The 13,938-nt window shown below is 61.1% G+C and carries 13 protein-coding genes and 1 other RNA gene; 8 read left to right on the top strand and 6 right to left on the bottom strand.

Annotated elements, in window-relative coordinates; genetic code table 11:
* Nucleotides 1-55: 55 nt before the first annotated feature.
* Together GSQ82_RS11295 and GSQ82_RS11290 are read right to left on the bottom strand one after the other, a co-directional pair.
* Entirely contained in the window at nucleotides 56-826 is a 771-nt protein-coding gene (locus GSQ82_RS11295; protein WP_158792393.1) for a hypothetical protein, read from the bottom strand.
* Between the two features lie 79 nt (nucleotides 827-905).
* A complete protein-coding gene (locus tag GSQ82_RS11290; protein ID WP_158792392.1) occupies nucleotides 906-1,097 on the bottom strand; it encodes a DUF3565 domain-containing protein in 192 nt (63 codons plus the stop codon).
* A 65-nt stretch (nucleotides 1,098-1,162) separates the two neighbouring features.
* Between GSQ82_RS11290 and GSQ82_RS11285 the strand changes: the two genes are divergently transcribed.
* Both GSQ82_RS11285 and GSQ82_RS11280 read left to right on the top strand, forming a co-directional pair.
* Nucleotides 1,163-2,032, top strand: a complete 870-nt coding sequence (locus tag GSQ82_RS11285; RefSeq protein WP_254061584.1) for a menaquinone biosynthesis protein — start codon at nucleotides 1,163-1,165, stop codon at nucleotides 2,030-2,032.
* An 82-nt stretch (nucleotides 2,033-2,114) separates the two neighbouring features.
* Nucleotides 2,115-2,825 carry a YqaA family protein gene (locus GSQ82_RS11280; RefSeq protein WP_158792391.1) on the top strand — a complete coding sequence of 237 codons (711 nt, stop codon included), beginning with the start codon at nucleotides 2,115-2,117 and terminating at the stop codon, nucleotides 2,823-2,825.
* Nucleotides 2,826-2,946: 121 nt separating this feature from the next.
* On the opposite strand, the gene GSQ82_RS11275 is transcribed toward GSQ82_RS11280, so the two are convergent.
* The 3 genes from GSQ82_RS11275 to ffs all read right to left on the bottom strand — a co-directional run bounded on the left by GSQ82_RS11275 (nucleotide 2,947) and on the right by ffs (nucleotide 5,640).
* Nucleotides 2,947-3,972 carry an MBL fold metallo-hydrolase gene (locus GSQ82_RS11275; protein ID WP_158792390.1) on the bottom strand — a complete coding sequence of 342 codons (1,026 nt, stop codon included), beginning with the start codon at nucleotides 3,970-3,972 and terminating at the stop codon, nucleotides 2,947-2,949.
* Between the two features lie 92 nt (nucleotides 3,973-4,064).
* On the bottom strand, nucleotides 4,065-5,081 hold the full coding sequence (locus tag GSQ82_RS11270) for a beta-ketoacyl-ACP synthase III (protein ID WP_158792389.1): 1,017 nt from the start codon (nucleotides 5,079-5,081) through the stop codon (nucleotides 4,065-4,067).
* 461 nt (nucleotides 5,082-5,542) lie between these two features.
* Nucleotides 5,543-5,640: signal recognition particle sRNA small type (gene ffs, locus GSQ82_RS11265), an RNA gene on the bottom strand.
* A 124-nt stretch (nucleotides 5,641-5,764) separates the two neighbouring features.
* Here ffs and GSQ82_RS11260 point away from each other — a divergent pair.
* The gene (locus GSQ82_RS11260; RefSeq protein WP_371417193.1) at nucleotides 5,765-7,255 is read left to right on the top strand and encodes a GH1 family beta-glucosidase; all 1,491 of its coding nucleotides are present in this window, start codon (nucleotides 5,765-5,767) and stop codon (nucleotides 7,253-7,255) included.
* Nucleotides 7,256-7,669: 414 nt separating this feature from the next.
* The gene (locus GSQ82_RS11255; RefSeq protein ID WP_158792388.1) at nucleotides 7,670-8,800 is read left to right on the top strand and encodes an FUSC family protein; all 1,131 of its coding nucleotides are present in this window, start codon (nucleotides 7,670-7,672) and stop codon (nucleotides 8,798-8,800) included.
* 55 nt (nucleotides 8,801-8,855) lie between these two features.
* On the opposite strand, the gene GSQ82_RS11250 is transcribed toward GSQ82_RS11255, so the two are convergent.
* Nucleotides 8,856-9,698: a hypothetical protein gene (locus GSQ82_RS11250; RefSeq protein WP_158792387.1), complete on the bottom strand. Its 843-nt coding sequence runs from the start codon at nucleotides 9,696-9,698 to the stop codon at nucleotides 8,856-8,858.
* Between the two features lie 519 nt (nucleotides 9,699-10,217).
* On the opposite strand from GSQ82_RS11250, the gene rimO reads away from it, so the two are divergent.
* The 4 genes from rimO (at nucleotide 10,218) to GSQ82_RS11230 (ending at nucleotide 13,933) form a co-directional block, all read left to right on the top strand.
* Entirely contained in the window at nucleotides 10,218-12,005 is a 1,788-nt protein-coding gene (gene rimO / locus GSQ82_RS11245; RefSeq protein ID WP_371417230.1) for a 30S ribosomal protein S12 methylthiotransferase RimO, read from the top strand.
* A gap of 63 nt (nucleotides 12,006-12,068) precedes the next feature.
* Nucleotides 12,069-12,284 carry a DNA gyrase inhibitor YacG gene (locus GSQ82_RS11240; protein ID WP_158792386.1) on the top strand — a complete coding sequence of 72 codons (216 nt, stop codon included), beginning with the start codon at nucleotides 12,069-12,071 and terminating at the stop codon, nucleotides 12,282-12,284.
* Nucleotides 12,284-12,793 carry a phosphatidylglycerophosphatase A gene (locus GSQ82_RS11235; protein ID WP_158792385.1) on the top strand — a complete coding sequence of 170 codons (510 nt, stop codon included), beginning with the start codon at nucleotides 12,284-12,286 and terminating at the stop codon, nucleotides 12,791-12,793. Before GSQ82_RS11240 ends, GSQ82_RS11235 begins: the two co-directional genes overlap by 1 nt.
* 66 nt (nucleotides 12,794-12,859) lie before the next feature.
* On the top strand, nucleotides 12,860-13,933 hold the full coding sequence (locus tag GSQ82_RS11230) for a gluconolaconase (protein WP_158792384.1): 1,074 nt from the start codon (nucleotides 12,860-12,862) through the stop codon (nucleotides 13,931-13,933).
* Nucleotides 13,934-13,938: the final 5 nt, after the last annotated feature.

Below are 13,938 nucleotides of genomic sequence, written 5' to 3'. Positions count from 1 at the left end.
TTGCGACAAGCCTGCCCACCTTCCCCATCATCGTCCAGCTTACTGTCTCGCAGCCTCAAGCACGTTGCCTGGCGAACCGCTCCGTCAGAATAAAACCTATTCCGCTCATCGCCAATGCAACAAACAGGCTAGTCACCTCATCGCCACTCTGGATCGCATGCATCACCCGCGGACCGTGCAGGATAATCACCCACAGCAGAAACATCACGCCCAGCAGCAACGACGCCAGCCGGGCCATCATCTTCGTCGTCATCGCCAGCGCCGCAGCAACAAACGCCGCACCGGTAGAGTACGCCCAAAACAGTCGAGCGGGAATCCACGCAGGAATCAGCGTCGCGACAAATTGCGCATACATGAAGTGCTGCACCGCGAAGACCACCAGCGACACCGCAATGCAAAAGACTCCAACCTTGGCGTTTAAATCAACGATCCGATTCCATCGCGGCGACGAACTTAGCCCCTCAGGCGAAAGTTCCGCAAGAACCGCGGCTCCTCCTGATATCGCGAGAACCTCGAACAACGTCGTCCACTGCCCCGGATCGCGAGGATGGGCGATCAGCAAAGGCAGATGAAAGAACAGAATCCGCAACGACAAGCCGGCGTCCAGAAGCACAGCCACATGCCGCGCAGCCCCTCCAACGAACAGACCCACCGCGACTGCAATCAATACAATCGCTGCCAGCCACGCTACACCAACGGATGCGGGGTACCACGGCGCACCAGGAATTGGCCCCTTCTGTCCGGTTGCGAAGAGAATATATTGAAGACCAAACGCCGCAATCGCGATGGCAAACAGAGTACGGCCAAGGTTCAGTACTGAACTCATGCTCTACTCCCCCCTTCAGTGTGTGTCACATTCAGAGACGGGCTACCGCTTGCATCGTACCGGCAATTTCTGTTTCTTATTATTTTTCTTCTTCGCAGCGTTTGCACTCCATCGCCGTTCCAATCCGTTCGGCTCTTCCCTCCTCCGTCGTCACCCACTCGCGCACCGTCCACGGCGGATCGTGCCGCACATGCTGTCCGTGCCCACACTCCAGCCGCGCCACCCAGTGGCTCTCCTCGTCCTGATAAAAACCCACCACGGCCCTCTGCATCGCACGCCCTCCCCGCACATCCAATAAACTAGAACATAGACATCTACAAACAACAGAAGCTTCGATTGACTTTTTTGACAAACCCCACCTCCATGCTCCGCGTCGCTGCCATCAACTTCCTCAATCCCGCACCTCTCATGTGGGACTTCGAGCACCCACCCCTTGCCGCGGATCTCGCCTCGCGCTACACGCTGCACTACACCCAACCATCGCTCTGCGCCGCCGAGCTCCTCGCCGCACGCGCCGACCTTGGCCTCATCCCCATCGCCGCACTTACGCCGGAGTTAGCCATCGTCCCCGGCTGCACCATCGCATCGCTCGACGAGGTGCGCTCCATCCAGCTCATCCTCAAGAAAAATCACACCCTGGCCTCGGTAAAGACTGTCTCCGCCGACACTGCCTCGCGCAGCTCTCTCGCCTACACCGACATTCTCTTCCGCAGGTTCGCCAATAACCGCCCCACCTTCCTGCCCGCCGCAGCCGACCCCATCGCCATGCTGCAACAGGCCGACGCCGCCATCCTCATCGGCGACCCGGCTCTGTTGGCTATCGAAGCCCGCGAGCAGATCGAGTCCGCCGTCGGCCCCTGCACCTGGCTCGACCTCGCGCACGAGTGGCGCACCCGTACCAATCTGCCCTGGGTCGCCGCGGTATGGGCCGTCCGACCCGAGGCACTTGGCTCTCCCCGCATCACCGCCGCTCAACTCGTGGAAGACCTGGAAGCCTCGCGCAATCACGGCCTGCTCCACATCGAACAGCTCGTCGAAGAGTGGACGCCGCGCATCGCCATTCCGCCCTCCACCATCCGCCACTACCTCGCCTCCAACATCCACTACGTCCTCAACACCGACTGCGTCCGCGCCATCGAACTCTTCCGCCAGTACGCCGCCGAAGCCGACGTTCTTCCCCCGCTCCCCCAGCTTCGTTTCCTCTAACGGCGCCTGCTATACTCGCCGCTCCACCAATCTTCTGCGCAATTCACGCGACTTCCCACAGCCCAAACGCGTCTTATCCTCTATGAAACCTCTTGCAACTGCCATCATCGCGACGAGACACCTCGCAGCAGTTGCACAGCAAGCCACGCACGCAGGCCGATCCCGCAGCCCGCTGCTTCATCTCCTCTTCAGCTTCGGACTCTTCGGCGTCTTCCTCGTCTCCATCGTAGACAGCTCCTTCGTTCCGCTGCCTCTGCCCGGCATCACCGACATCATGATCATTGTGCTGGCCGCGCAGCACAATAGCTGGATCCTGCTCGTCCTCTTCGCCACCGCAGGCTCCGCACTCGGTGGATACTTCAGCTATCAGGTAGGCCAATCCGGCGGTATCGCCTTCCTTGAGAAGCGCATCCCCCCACGCATCTTCAAGCGCATCCGCGACTGGATGGGAAACCACGCCATCCTCTCCGTCGCCCTGCCTGCGATTCTTCCTCCGCCCATGCCGCTCAGCCCGTTCGTTCTCGCGGCCGGCGCGCTCAGGATGTCGCGCAGAAAGTTCCTCACCACCTTCACCATCAGCCGCGCCGCACGCCACGCCATCGCCGCATGGCTGGGCATCCACTACGGTCGGCACATCCTGCACCTGTGGAACAACCTGTCCGCCAAGTACGCGACACCTGTGCTCATCGTGCTGTGGACGCTCATCCTCGTAAGCTGCGGCATCGCCTTCTGGAAGCTCTACAAGACATCGCGCACCGTCGTCGCGCACCCTCAAGGCATCGCTTCGAAGTAAACCTGAAAGACTCTGTCCTGCCGGACGGGCCCACTGCTCGTGGGGAGGTCACTTCGTGACGCGTATACCTTGACTTTGCAGGATCATCCTCTGAGGGCCTTCCGCTGGTCGGCAAAGATCATCAGTTTGAAACGATTGCTCTGCGCGTACGCAGGCGTCGCCGAACATACCGAATCAGCGCGATCACCAGCGCAATCAGCACCACCACGACCGCTATACCAATGGCAATCAGCACGCGCATAGAGTTCATCATCAGGAATGGACCGCTCTGTGCGTAGAAGCCATTGAAGCTCGCAACCGCCGCGGGCAGAGCAAGCAGATCGTCCTTCGTCATCGGCAGCGCGTGCTCGTTGGGATGATAGGTAGATTCCCACGCATACGTCTCTCCACGCGCATCGAGTTCAACATGGCCGCCTAAGACCGCTGTCACCGGACGATCCTTCACAAACGCGGCGACACGACGCGCACTCTGCAGATCTGCTGCGGCATCGTCGATCAGGAGCCGCGCAGGCATCAGAAAATCGCCAGAGAAGAACAGCCCGGTCTTGCGGTCGTAGAACGACACATGCGTCTCGTTGTGGCCGGGCGTCGGAATCACATCGACGATTCGATCTCCAAGATCGATCTGGGCCTGCCCGTTCGGCCAATCGGTAAAGTTGTAGAACCGCTTCACGCTGTCAAGATCGAACCCAACCACCTGCACACCGGGCAACTGCGCGAACTGACCGTCGCCCTCGCGATGATCAAGGTGCCGATGCGTATGAACCACAAGCAACGGCAGCTTCGCCGATCCATTCGACGGAAGCAGGCCCATCACCGTCGTCGCCAGCGGCATGTGGTCCGCGTCAGCGACATCTCCGGTGTCGATCAGCATCGCCCTCGTCGATCCGACCAGGAGATACATAAACGGCGCTTCGAAAGTAACGCAAAGACTCTCCCGCAAGATGAACGTCTGCGCGTTATAGTAATGTACTTCGAGTGAAGAGTGCGGGCTCGTCTTGCAGTTACTTGCGCCCTCGCTCCAGTGCATATCCGTCGATCCGGAAGCCAGAGCGTTAGCTGCACTCTGCGCCCGGACCGGCAACGGTGCTAACGCCGGTCCGGCGATGCCGACGACAACCAGAACGGAGAGAAGAAGCGATCTCATCCTAACCTCACGTCTTCAACCAGCACACATCAATGCATACAACAGGACACTGCCGAGCGGCCGAAGTTTCGCAGAGGAACGATAAACTTCCGCTAAAACTCCCAGCGCAGCAGCGTCGCCCCTACCGTGAATCCTGCGCCCACACTGGCCAGCAGCACCAGGTCGCCCTTCTTCAATCTCTTCTCTTCAAGCGCCGTCTGCATCGCCATCGGAATCGTCGCCGCCGTCGTATTGCCGAAGCGGTCGATGTTGATGATGACCGACTCCTCGGGCATTCCCAGCCGCTCCGCAGTCGACAGAATGATCCGCTTGTTCGCCTGATGCGGAATGAAGCAGCCGAGGTCCTTGCCCTCCACGCCATTGCGCGTCAGCACAATCTCTGCGGCCTCAGCCATCTTGCGCACTGCGAACTTATACACGGCCTGTCCGTCCTGATGGACGTAGTGCATCTTCTGCGCCACCGTCTCCGCAGTCGGCGGATGCAGGCTTCCACCGCCCGGCATATTCAACGCCGACGCACCCGAACCGTCGATCTCGTGCCAGTAGTCAACCAGTCCGACCTCGCCCTCTTCGCACGGCTCCAGCAGCACCGCCCCCGCACCGTCTCCGAATATTACGCACGTCGTCCGGTCGGTGTAGTCGATGATCGAGCTCATCACGTCCGCTCCAATCACCATCACCTTCTTGTGCATCCCGCTCTCCACCAGCTTCGCGCCCACCTGCAGCGCATACGGAAACCCCGAGCAGGCCGCCGACAGATCGAATCCCCACGCACCCTTTACCCCAAGCTTGTCCTGCACCAGGCAGGCCGTAGCCGGGAAGAACATATCCGGCGTCACCGTCGCAACGATGATCACCTCCAGCTCGCTCGCCTCGATGCCCCGCAACGCGAGGCACTTCTTCGCTGCCTCCACCGCCAGATCGCTCGTCGCCACACCCGACTCTACGATGTGACGTTCACGAATCCCTGTCCGTTCCGTAATCCACTGGTCGTTGGTCGCGACCATCTTTTCGAGATCTGCATTGGTCAACAACCGCGGCGGCACATACGTCCCTACCGAACTGATCTTTGCGCGCACACGCATCTGCGGCTTCAACGTCAAACTCAAACTCTCACCTCGTACTTATTCACACAAAATAGGGGAAACATTACAAATGAACCATCGTTCACCTGCCGGAGACCATTCTCTCTGAGATGCGCCTGCATGTCACCTACACATTGACGAATCGCAGGCCCAAAAAGACACCTCATCCAGGCTCGCTTCCTGTGTCCTCTATCAAATGGAGATAAAAAAGGAGAAAAGAAGAAAAACAGATGGGAGGAGAACAGAGCAGGTCCACTCGCCAGCTACGGAGCGCCGCAAAGATTTTCAGACGTATGCTGGAAGACTTTAGGAAATGCGAGAGATCGATCAAGAAGAAGGATCTGGCAAGAAAAAGAAAGTACACCGAGCGATCTACTGCGCCATTGCGGAAACTGCGGCCAAAGTAGATGGAAGAAAGATAATGCACCGAGCAATCTACTGCGCCATTGCGAGAGGCTGCGGCGAAAGTAAATGAAAGAAAGAAAGTGCACCGGGCGACCTACTGCGCCCGTAATGACCCGTTACCGTTGCTTCCTTCCGGACCTGGCGGGGTTGGCGGGATTACGTCGCGTAGGACCCGGCACAGAACTCAGTTTACCATCATCCAGCCCCCCTCGCCCAGCCGCCGGAGCCTTCGCCAAAATCCCCTCTGCCAACTTCTTTTACGCCTGCACTGGAAATCTTTCCACAGAAGCAGCTACACTTCCTTGACTTCAGAAATCGAGGAACTCCCTGTGCTAAATCGCTTCACCCGCCGCACCTTCGCCCGCCTCGCCGGGTCCGCGTTCCTTGCCCCCACCGCGCTCTCGACCCTCGCACCCTCCGCCTCCGCCCAGACCGCTCCTACCGCACCCGCAGCGCGATCGTTCCCCCAAGGCTTTCTGTGGGGCTCCGCCACCGCCTCCTATCAGGTCGAAGGAGCCGTGCACGAAGAGGGCCGCGGCGTCTCCATCTGGGACACCTTCTCCCACACCCCCGGCAAGACCAACAACGGCGACACCGGCGACGTAGCCGACGACCACTTCCATCGCTACAAGGAAGACGTCCAGCTCATGAAGAATCTCGGCCTCCAGACCTACCGCTTCTCCATCGCCTGGCCGCGCGTCTTTCCGCAGGGCACCGGCACGCCAAATCCCAAGGGACTCGACTTCTACAACCGCATGCTCGACGAGCTTCTCGCCGCTGGCATCCAGCCCTTCTGTACCCTCTATCACTGGGATCTCCCCCAGGCCCTCGAAGACAAGGGCGGCTGGCAGTCCCGCGACACCGCCGAGGCCTTCGCCCAGTACGCAGGCTACGTCGCCGAACACCTCTCCGACCGCGTCAAGCACTTCATGACCATGAACGAGATCAGCTCCTTCGTCGATATCGGCTATCGCGACGGACGCCACGCTCCCGGCCTCAAGCTTCCACCCGCCGGCGTCAACCAGGTAAGGCATCACGCCATCCTCGGCCACGGTCTCGCCGTGCAGGCCATCCGAGCCCACGCCAAACCCGGCACCAAAGTCGGCCTCGCGGAGAACATCAACGCCTGCGTCCCCGTCATCGAAACACCCGAGCACATCGCCGCCGCAGCCAAGGCCATACGCGAGACCAACGCCGGCTACCTCAACGCCATCATGGAAGGCCGCTACACCGATGCCTTCCTCGCCCACCACGGTGCCGCCGCTCCCAAGTTCACCGCCGCCGAGATGAAGTCCATCGGCTCACCCGTCGACTTCGTCGGCATCAATATCTACACACCAACCTTCGTCCGCGCCGACGACTCCCCCGCCGGTTTCGCCGTCATTCCGTCGCCGAAGTCCTACCCGCACATGATGAGCCCATGGCTGCACGTCGGCCCCGAAGCTCTCTACTGGGGACCGAAGCTCGCCGCGCAGGCGTGGGGCATCAAGGAGATCTACATCACCGAAAACGGAGCCTCCTCCACCGACGTCCTCACCCCCGACGGCCACGTCTACGACTCCGATCGCATCATGTATCTGCGCAACTACCTCACCCAGCTCCATCGCGGCGTCAGCGAAGGTGTTCCCGTGCGCGGATACTTCTGCTGGTCCCTGATGGACAACTACGAGTGGGCCGACGGCTACGCCTACCGCTTCGGCATCCACTACGTCGACTTCGCCACCCAGAAGCGTACTCCCAAGATGAGCGCCCACTTCTACCGCGAAGTCATCTCCCGCAACGGCCTCGCCTAAACCATCCTAAAAAATCCGAACTAGAAAGAAGACCCACGATCTCACCCGAGACGTGGGTCTTCTTCACTTCGCAGCGCGCATGAGACGATCAAGCGCCGCGACACATCCATCGACCAACGCTAAGCCGCCGACTTCTCAACCGGAGTCGACGGCTTCTCTGACAGTTTCGTCTCCCGCAGCAGAAGATCGTGACGATCAGCCCAGCCCAAGTTAATTCAAAATAGCGCGATTACTCTCCCATCTTTCCCTCTGTAGAATCGTCAATCACGACAGCATATTCCGGCGAGCAGACCGTGACCCACAGCGTGATCGACTTCATGAATCCTCTTCTTCACGACTCACCGCTCCCGCAGTCGATTGATCTCTTCTAATCCAAAGCGTTCCAACACGCTCCACCGCATCACACGAGTACAGATGGCAACCCAGTCGAACCCGCTCGCACCCTCCATCACACCACCGCACTTCCTCGCCGACCTCTACACCTTCAAATGGTCGGAGTTCAGCCTGCGTCTTCCCCTGGTCAGCGCCTCCGCCGTAGCGCTCTGCCTCTTCACCGGCATCCTTCTCGGCCACCCCGGCGGAGCCCTCGTCGCCGGCGGCGGCGCCCTCACCATCGGCTTCGGAGCCAACCAGCGCATCGCAGACTCCAGGCTGCTTCCGATGATCGCCGCCATCTTCGCCATGTCCACCGCAACCCTGGTCGGCACACTCGCCGGTCACAGCGGCTACGCCCTCCTGCTCGCTGCCGCTCTCTCCGCATTTATCTACGGCGTCCTCACCGCGCGCCACGCCGGACTCTCCTGGGTCGGCCAGCAAGCCTCTGTCGCCCTCCTCGTCGCCTCCGCCTTTCCCACCGGGCCGCTTCTCGCATTCACACGAGCGGGCCTCATCGTCCTCGGCGGAGTCGTGCAGATCCTCATCACCTCACTCGGCCTCAGCCTCATGCCCGACCTTCGCAAAGATCTGCTCCGCATCCCCACCTCGCTCTACCAGGGCGTCCAACAGCAGCATCACGAGCTGCTCGACCGCCTCCGCGAACTTCCGCAATCTCTGCCCGCACTCTCGCACTCCGCCACCCTCGGCTACTGCCTTCGCCTTGTCATCACCATCTCCGTCGCCACGGAGGTCTACCACCGCATCGGCATCCAGTCCGGCTACTGGATCCCCATGACCGCCCTGCTCGTCCAAAAGCCAGCCTTCTTCGAGACCCTCACCCGAGCCTCCGCGCGCATCCTCGGCACGCTGCTCGGCGCATGGCTCTGCAGCCTCCTCATCGCTCACCTCACACCGCAACCGCTCGTGCTCGCCGCCTGCACCACACTCTTCGCCTTCGCGTCGTTCGCCACCAACTCCGTCAACTACGGCCTCTTCACCGCCTGCCTCACCTCCTACATCGTCTTCCTGCTCTCCCTCAACCAGATCCCCGGCCCCGTCATCGCCCATCGTCGCGCATGGTGCACCATCCTCGGCGGCCTTATCGCCCTCGTCATCCACCTCGATGCCCTGCGCCGCCATCGCAGCACTGCGCCGAACACGCCAAAGTAGCCAACGACAGTGACTTCAAGCGAGCCACTTCAAGCAAGCCAGGAGACACAGCAGATCATCGAGCTGGAGATTCAGTGGCAGGAAGTATGCGCGACGTCACCTCGCGCTTATGGTAGTTGCGATAGGTAGCCCGAAACGACCAGGCCGTCTGATGAAAGCTGTTGCCAGTAGTATTCAACATGCTGATTGCGGATGGCATCTGAAAGGTCTCGCCGCCAAGCAGAACGGGTGCGTAGTCGATCGTAAGCGTACGGCTGCCGACAACTCGCGGTGTATATCCATCCCCATCGATGATGGTGTGGCGTGGTGTGATGATCTCCAGATGCTTGAGCTGCATGGATGCTGGATCGATAAGGGCCTGCCCTCTGCTCTTCTCTTGTAGAAAGCAGTCTGCGGAGTTCTTGGTAGTCAGGACAGTGCTGAACCGGACGATGTAGGGATCGTTCGGATGCTTGCCGTTGACGCGGCGCAACGTGTAACTCATGCAGGCCGTCTGATTCAAAGAGACAACCGCCAGACCGCCCTCGAACAATCCGCTCAGCATGGTGGGAGCGTCAACATCCTGCGATGTGGCAGGCCTTCCGTTGACCGTCTTGACCTCACGTGACTCCACGAAAGCCGTCATGTGGCCGGGTTGGACTTTGCGGCTAAGTTGAAAAACTGAGTCAGTGACTGTGCTGACATCTCGCTGGTTTGGTTCCATCTGCAACGAAACAACATGCTCATCACAGAACAGGCTCGGCAGACGAGTGTCATAGCGATTCAGGTTCGATTCCAGCCCCTTGAGAACTTCGTCCAGGTTGGATGTCTTCGTCTGCTGCGCACAGAGCGCCGAGGAAGGTACAAGTGCAACAACAGCAGCAAGAAATACGGTAAAAAACGGTGTCACCAAACCCATGGATAACCATCATACGAGGCCTCACTCAGCCCACGCCCCTTCGAAGCCGTTAGCGGGCAGAAGGCTTCAATACGTTCGTGTTCGATGACAGACCTCTGGCGTGTGAGAACAACGCCCACAAACTAAATATGTCAAGCCCTGCCCGCACCTATCCAGCTTGAAATGAGATAGATGCGCCTTGCGCAGAAGTTACCTCCCGCGAGCTATCATGGAAGTAGAGATTAAAAATCAGGCGAGAACCCCGGTCACCATCCGGGGTTTTGCTTTTAACTGAGGATTCAATACGTAAGCCAAGCAGATTGAAGACTTTGGCAGAGAGATCTGCACTTTATGGGACTTTTCCTTTGATTCCAAGAAGAAGTCCAAACCTAACTTGAAAAGAATGAAGACTTTGACAGAAAAACTACGGGGTGGGGAGTGTCCGACTCCAACCACATCAACCCACATAACCAGCCGCGGCCAGACCGCACCGGAGGGTCAAACTTGGTAGAATGGAACTCTGTGACTCCCCCTGCGACAATCGACACTATCGGTGTGCCCGAAGCCCCCGCGTCCCAGCACGCCAGGCCCAGGCCCAAGATAGGCTTCGTCTCCCTCGGCTGCCCCAAAAACCTCGTCGACTCAGAGGTCATGATGGGACTTCTCCACCACGGCGGAGCCGAGCTGACCCCCCGTGCCGAAGACGCCGAGATCATCGTCATCAACACCTGCAGCTTCATCGACTCGGCCAAGCAGGAGTCCGTCAACACCATCCTCGAGATGGTCCAGCACAAGCAGCAGTTCGGCGGAAAGGCCCAGCGCATCGTCGTCGCCGGCTGCCTCGTCGAACGCTACCGCGACGAGATCCAGAAGAACATCCCGGAAGTGGACGCAGTCGTAGGCACGGGCGAACTCGAAGCCATCCTCGCCGCCGCCGGCCTCACCCCCAGCGGCCACGCGCACAACGACTCGCCCTTCAACATCCTCCCGCAGGGCACGCCCGAAGCCACCATCCACACCCACCCCATCGGCATGGCCCAGACCGACGGCGAAGTCGCCCAGCTCGAATCGGACAGCGCACAACAGCTCATAGGCCGCGCCCAAAGCGCCGTCAGCCAGCACTCCCGCCCGCTCGCCGACCCGGAGCACGACCGCGAGATCGCCCCGCAGCTCCGCATCGTCCAGTCCCTCGCCGAGACCGGCACCACCCACGGCGACGAGCCCCTGAACCATAGCGGCGAACACATCGCCCACCTGCCAATTGGCATCGACCCCGGCAACACCTCCCGCCCCGAAGGTGACCTCCGCCAGCAGCAGGGCCGCTTCTCCCGCGAGTCCTGGGACGGAGCCACCGCCGCCCTGCCCGAGTACCTCTACAACGACGCCACCCCGCGCATCCTCACCACCCCTCGCGCTTCGGCCTACATCAAAATCGCCGAAGGCTGCGACCATCCCTGCAGCTTCTGCATCATCCCTCAGCTACGCGGCAAGTTCCGCTCCCGCCGCATGTCGTCGATCATCGCCGAGGCCGAAAACCTCATCAAGCAGGGCGTCCGCGAGATCACCCTCATCGGCCAGGACACCACCTGCTACGGCGAAGACCTCGGCTTCACCGACGGCCTCGCCACGCTCCTCGACGCCCTCGCGGTACTTCCCGGCCTTCGCTGGCTGCGCTTCCTCTATACCTACCCGAACAAGGTCACCACGCGCCTGCTCGAGACGATGGCGAAGCACGACACCATCTCCAAATACCTCGACGTTCCCCTCCAGCACGCCAGCACCAGTGTCCTGAAAACGATGAAGCGCGGCGGCAACGCCCAGATCTTCCTCGACCTCATCACCAAGGCCCGCCGCATCGTCCCCGGCATCGTCATCCGCACGTCCTTCATCGTCGGCTTCCCCGGCGAGACCGAGGCCGACTACAAGGAACTTGAAGCCTTCATCACCGCCGCAAAGATCGACTGGCTCGGCGTCTTCACCTACTCCGACGAAGAGGGCGCAGCCGCCTTCAACCTCGCCGATGACACCAAGGTGCCCAACCGCACCATCCAGGCCCGCCGCCGCAAGCTGATGAAGCTCCAGCAGAAGATCAGCACCAAATCCAAAGCCGAGTGGGTAGGCCGCGAGATCGACCTCCTCGTCGAAGGCGAGTCCGAAGAGACCGAGCTTCTCTGGGAGGGTCGCACCTCGCTCCACGCACCCGAGATCGACGGCAAGGTCTTCATCAACGACTTCGGCCCCCACGAAACCCTCGTCCCCGGTACCTTCTACCGCGCCGAGATCACCGAGTCCCACGACTACGACGTCGTCGCCCGCATCCTCGAGTAGCCGTCAACTCTTCGCGGTGAAGACTACAAGTTCATCGCGTAAAAATTTACAATCGATACTGCCATGTCCAAAGCTCTCTTCTGCCCCACATGCCGCAAAGTCGTTCTCGCCACCGACGAGTACTTCCCCTTCTGCACCGACCGCTGCCGCCTCCTCGATCTCGGCAAGTGGGCCAGCGGAGACTACAAGATCTCCTCGCCCATTCAGGATCCTGATCTGCTGGAAGAACTCGCCCGCTCCAACAAACACAATCGTCAGAACGACGACGACGTAAACTAGTGGCCAACTCCAACATCCAGCTCCACGCACCTTCCGAGAAGAAGACCCTCTGGGCCTGGGCCGTCGGAACCTTCTTCGGAGCAGGCCTGCTGAAGCCCGGTCCCGGAACCTACGGCAGCGTCTCCGCGGTCCTGCTCTGGTACGCCGCAGCTCACCTCCTTCACCCGGCGCCCGCCGCGCTCGCCATCGGCACCGCCATCGCAGCCGTCCTGGTCACCCTCATCGGCATCCCCGCCGCCACCATCGTCGCCAACGAGTCCGGCCTCGAAGACCCCGGCCACGTCGTCATCGACGAAGTCGCCGGCCAGCTCATCGCCCTCATCGCCATCCCCATCGACTGGCCGCACGCCGGCATCTCGCTTCTCCTCTTCCGTATCTTCGACATCCTCAAGCCCCCACCCATCCGCCAGCTCGAGCGCCTCCACGGCGGCACCGGCATCATGCTCGACGACGTGGCCGCCGGCATCTTCGCCCTCGCTGCCGCCCAACTCATCCACCTCGTCTTCTAGCCTCACGCAGCGATTCGACCTCCTCAGTTGCGCTCACCTCCGTGCCCGGCTACGCTAAACCCAGCTATGACCTCCCTTCGCTCTCTGCTCACCACCGAAAAGCCAGACTCCCCCGTCCCACATCTCGACCGGATCACTCCCGCTGCCTCCATGCCCGGCGGCGAGGTAGACGTCCACGGCTCGCACCTGGAGCCCCACGGCGACCGCATCCCCCGCGCCTCCATCGGCGACATCTCCGCACCCATCATCCTCACCCGACCCACCCGCGCCACCATCCGCGTTCCTGAAGGCACCATCTCCGGCGACCTCATCCTGCATCGCAACGGAGCCGACAGCAATCCGCTCCCTCTTCGCGTCGCAGTCCCCATGGCAGAAAATCTCCACCCCGTCTCCAACCCCGCAGTCGACGCCGACGGCAACGTCTACGCCACCGTCTCCGGCTCCCGCGGCCAGGCCGTCCCCGTCTCCATCTTCCAGATCCAGCGCGACTTTCAGATCCGCCCCTTCGTTCGCGAACTCCTCAACGCCACTGGCCTCTCCTTCGCCCCCGACGGCTATCTCTACGCCAGCTCCCGCGCCGAGGGTACGGTCTACCGTATCTCTCCGGAGGGCGCAGTCTCCACCTACGCCGAGGGCATGGGCATCGCTACCGGCATCGCCTTCGACCGCGACGGCAACCTCTACGTCGGCGACCGCTCCGGCACCATCTTCAAGATCGCGCAGGGTGAAGCTCCAGGCATCAGCGGAGAGATCTTCGTCTACGCCACGCTCGAACCCAGCATCGCCGCCTATCACCTCGCCTTCAACGACGCAGGCATCCTCTTCGTCACCGGTCCCACCACCTCCTCCAGCCAGTCCATCCACGCCATCGACCGCGACGGCAACACCACCGTCTTCTTCCGTGGCCTGGGCCGCGCTCAGGGGATGGCCTTCGACGTCGACGACAATCTCTACGTTGCTGCCAGTCTCCACGGCCAGCGCGGCATCGTCCGCATCGACCGCCATCACCAGGCCACGCTCGCCGTCTCCGGCAACGACCTCGTCGGCCTCGCCTTTCTGGAAGACGGCTGCGCCGCCCTTGCCACCCGCAGCGCGCTGTATCACGTCGCGCTGGACATCGAAGGCCGTAAGCTCTTCTAACAGTC

Origin of the sequence: Granulicella sp. L60, from assembly GCF_009765825.1 — a bacterium.
In the GTDB taxonomy this organism is placed as follows: Bacteria; Acidobacteriota; Terriglobia; order Terriglobales; family Acidobacteriaceae; genus Edaphobacter.
Note: the sequence above shows the minus strand (reverse complement) of the source record. Positions and strands in the feature narration are given on the sequence as shown.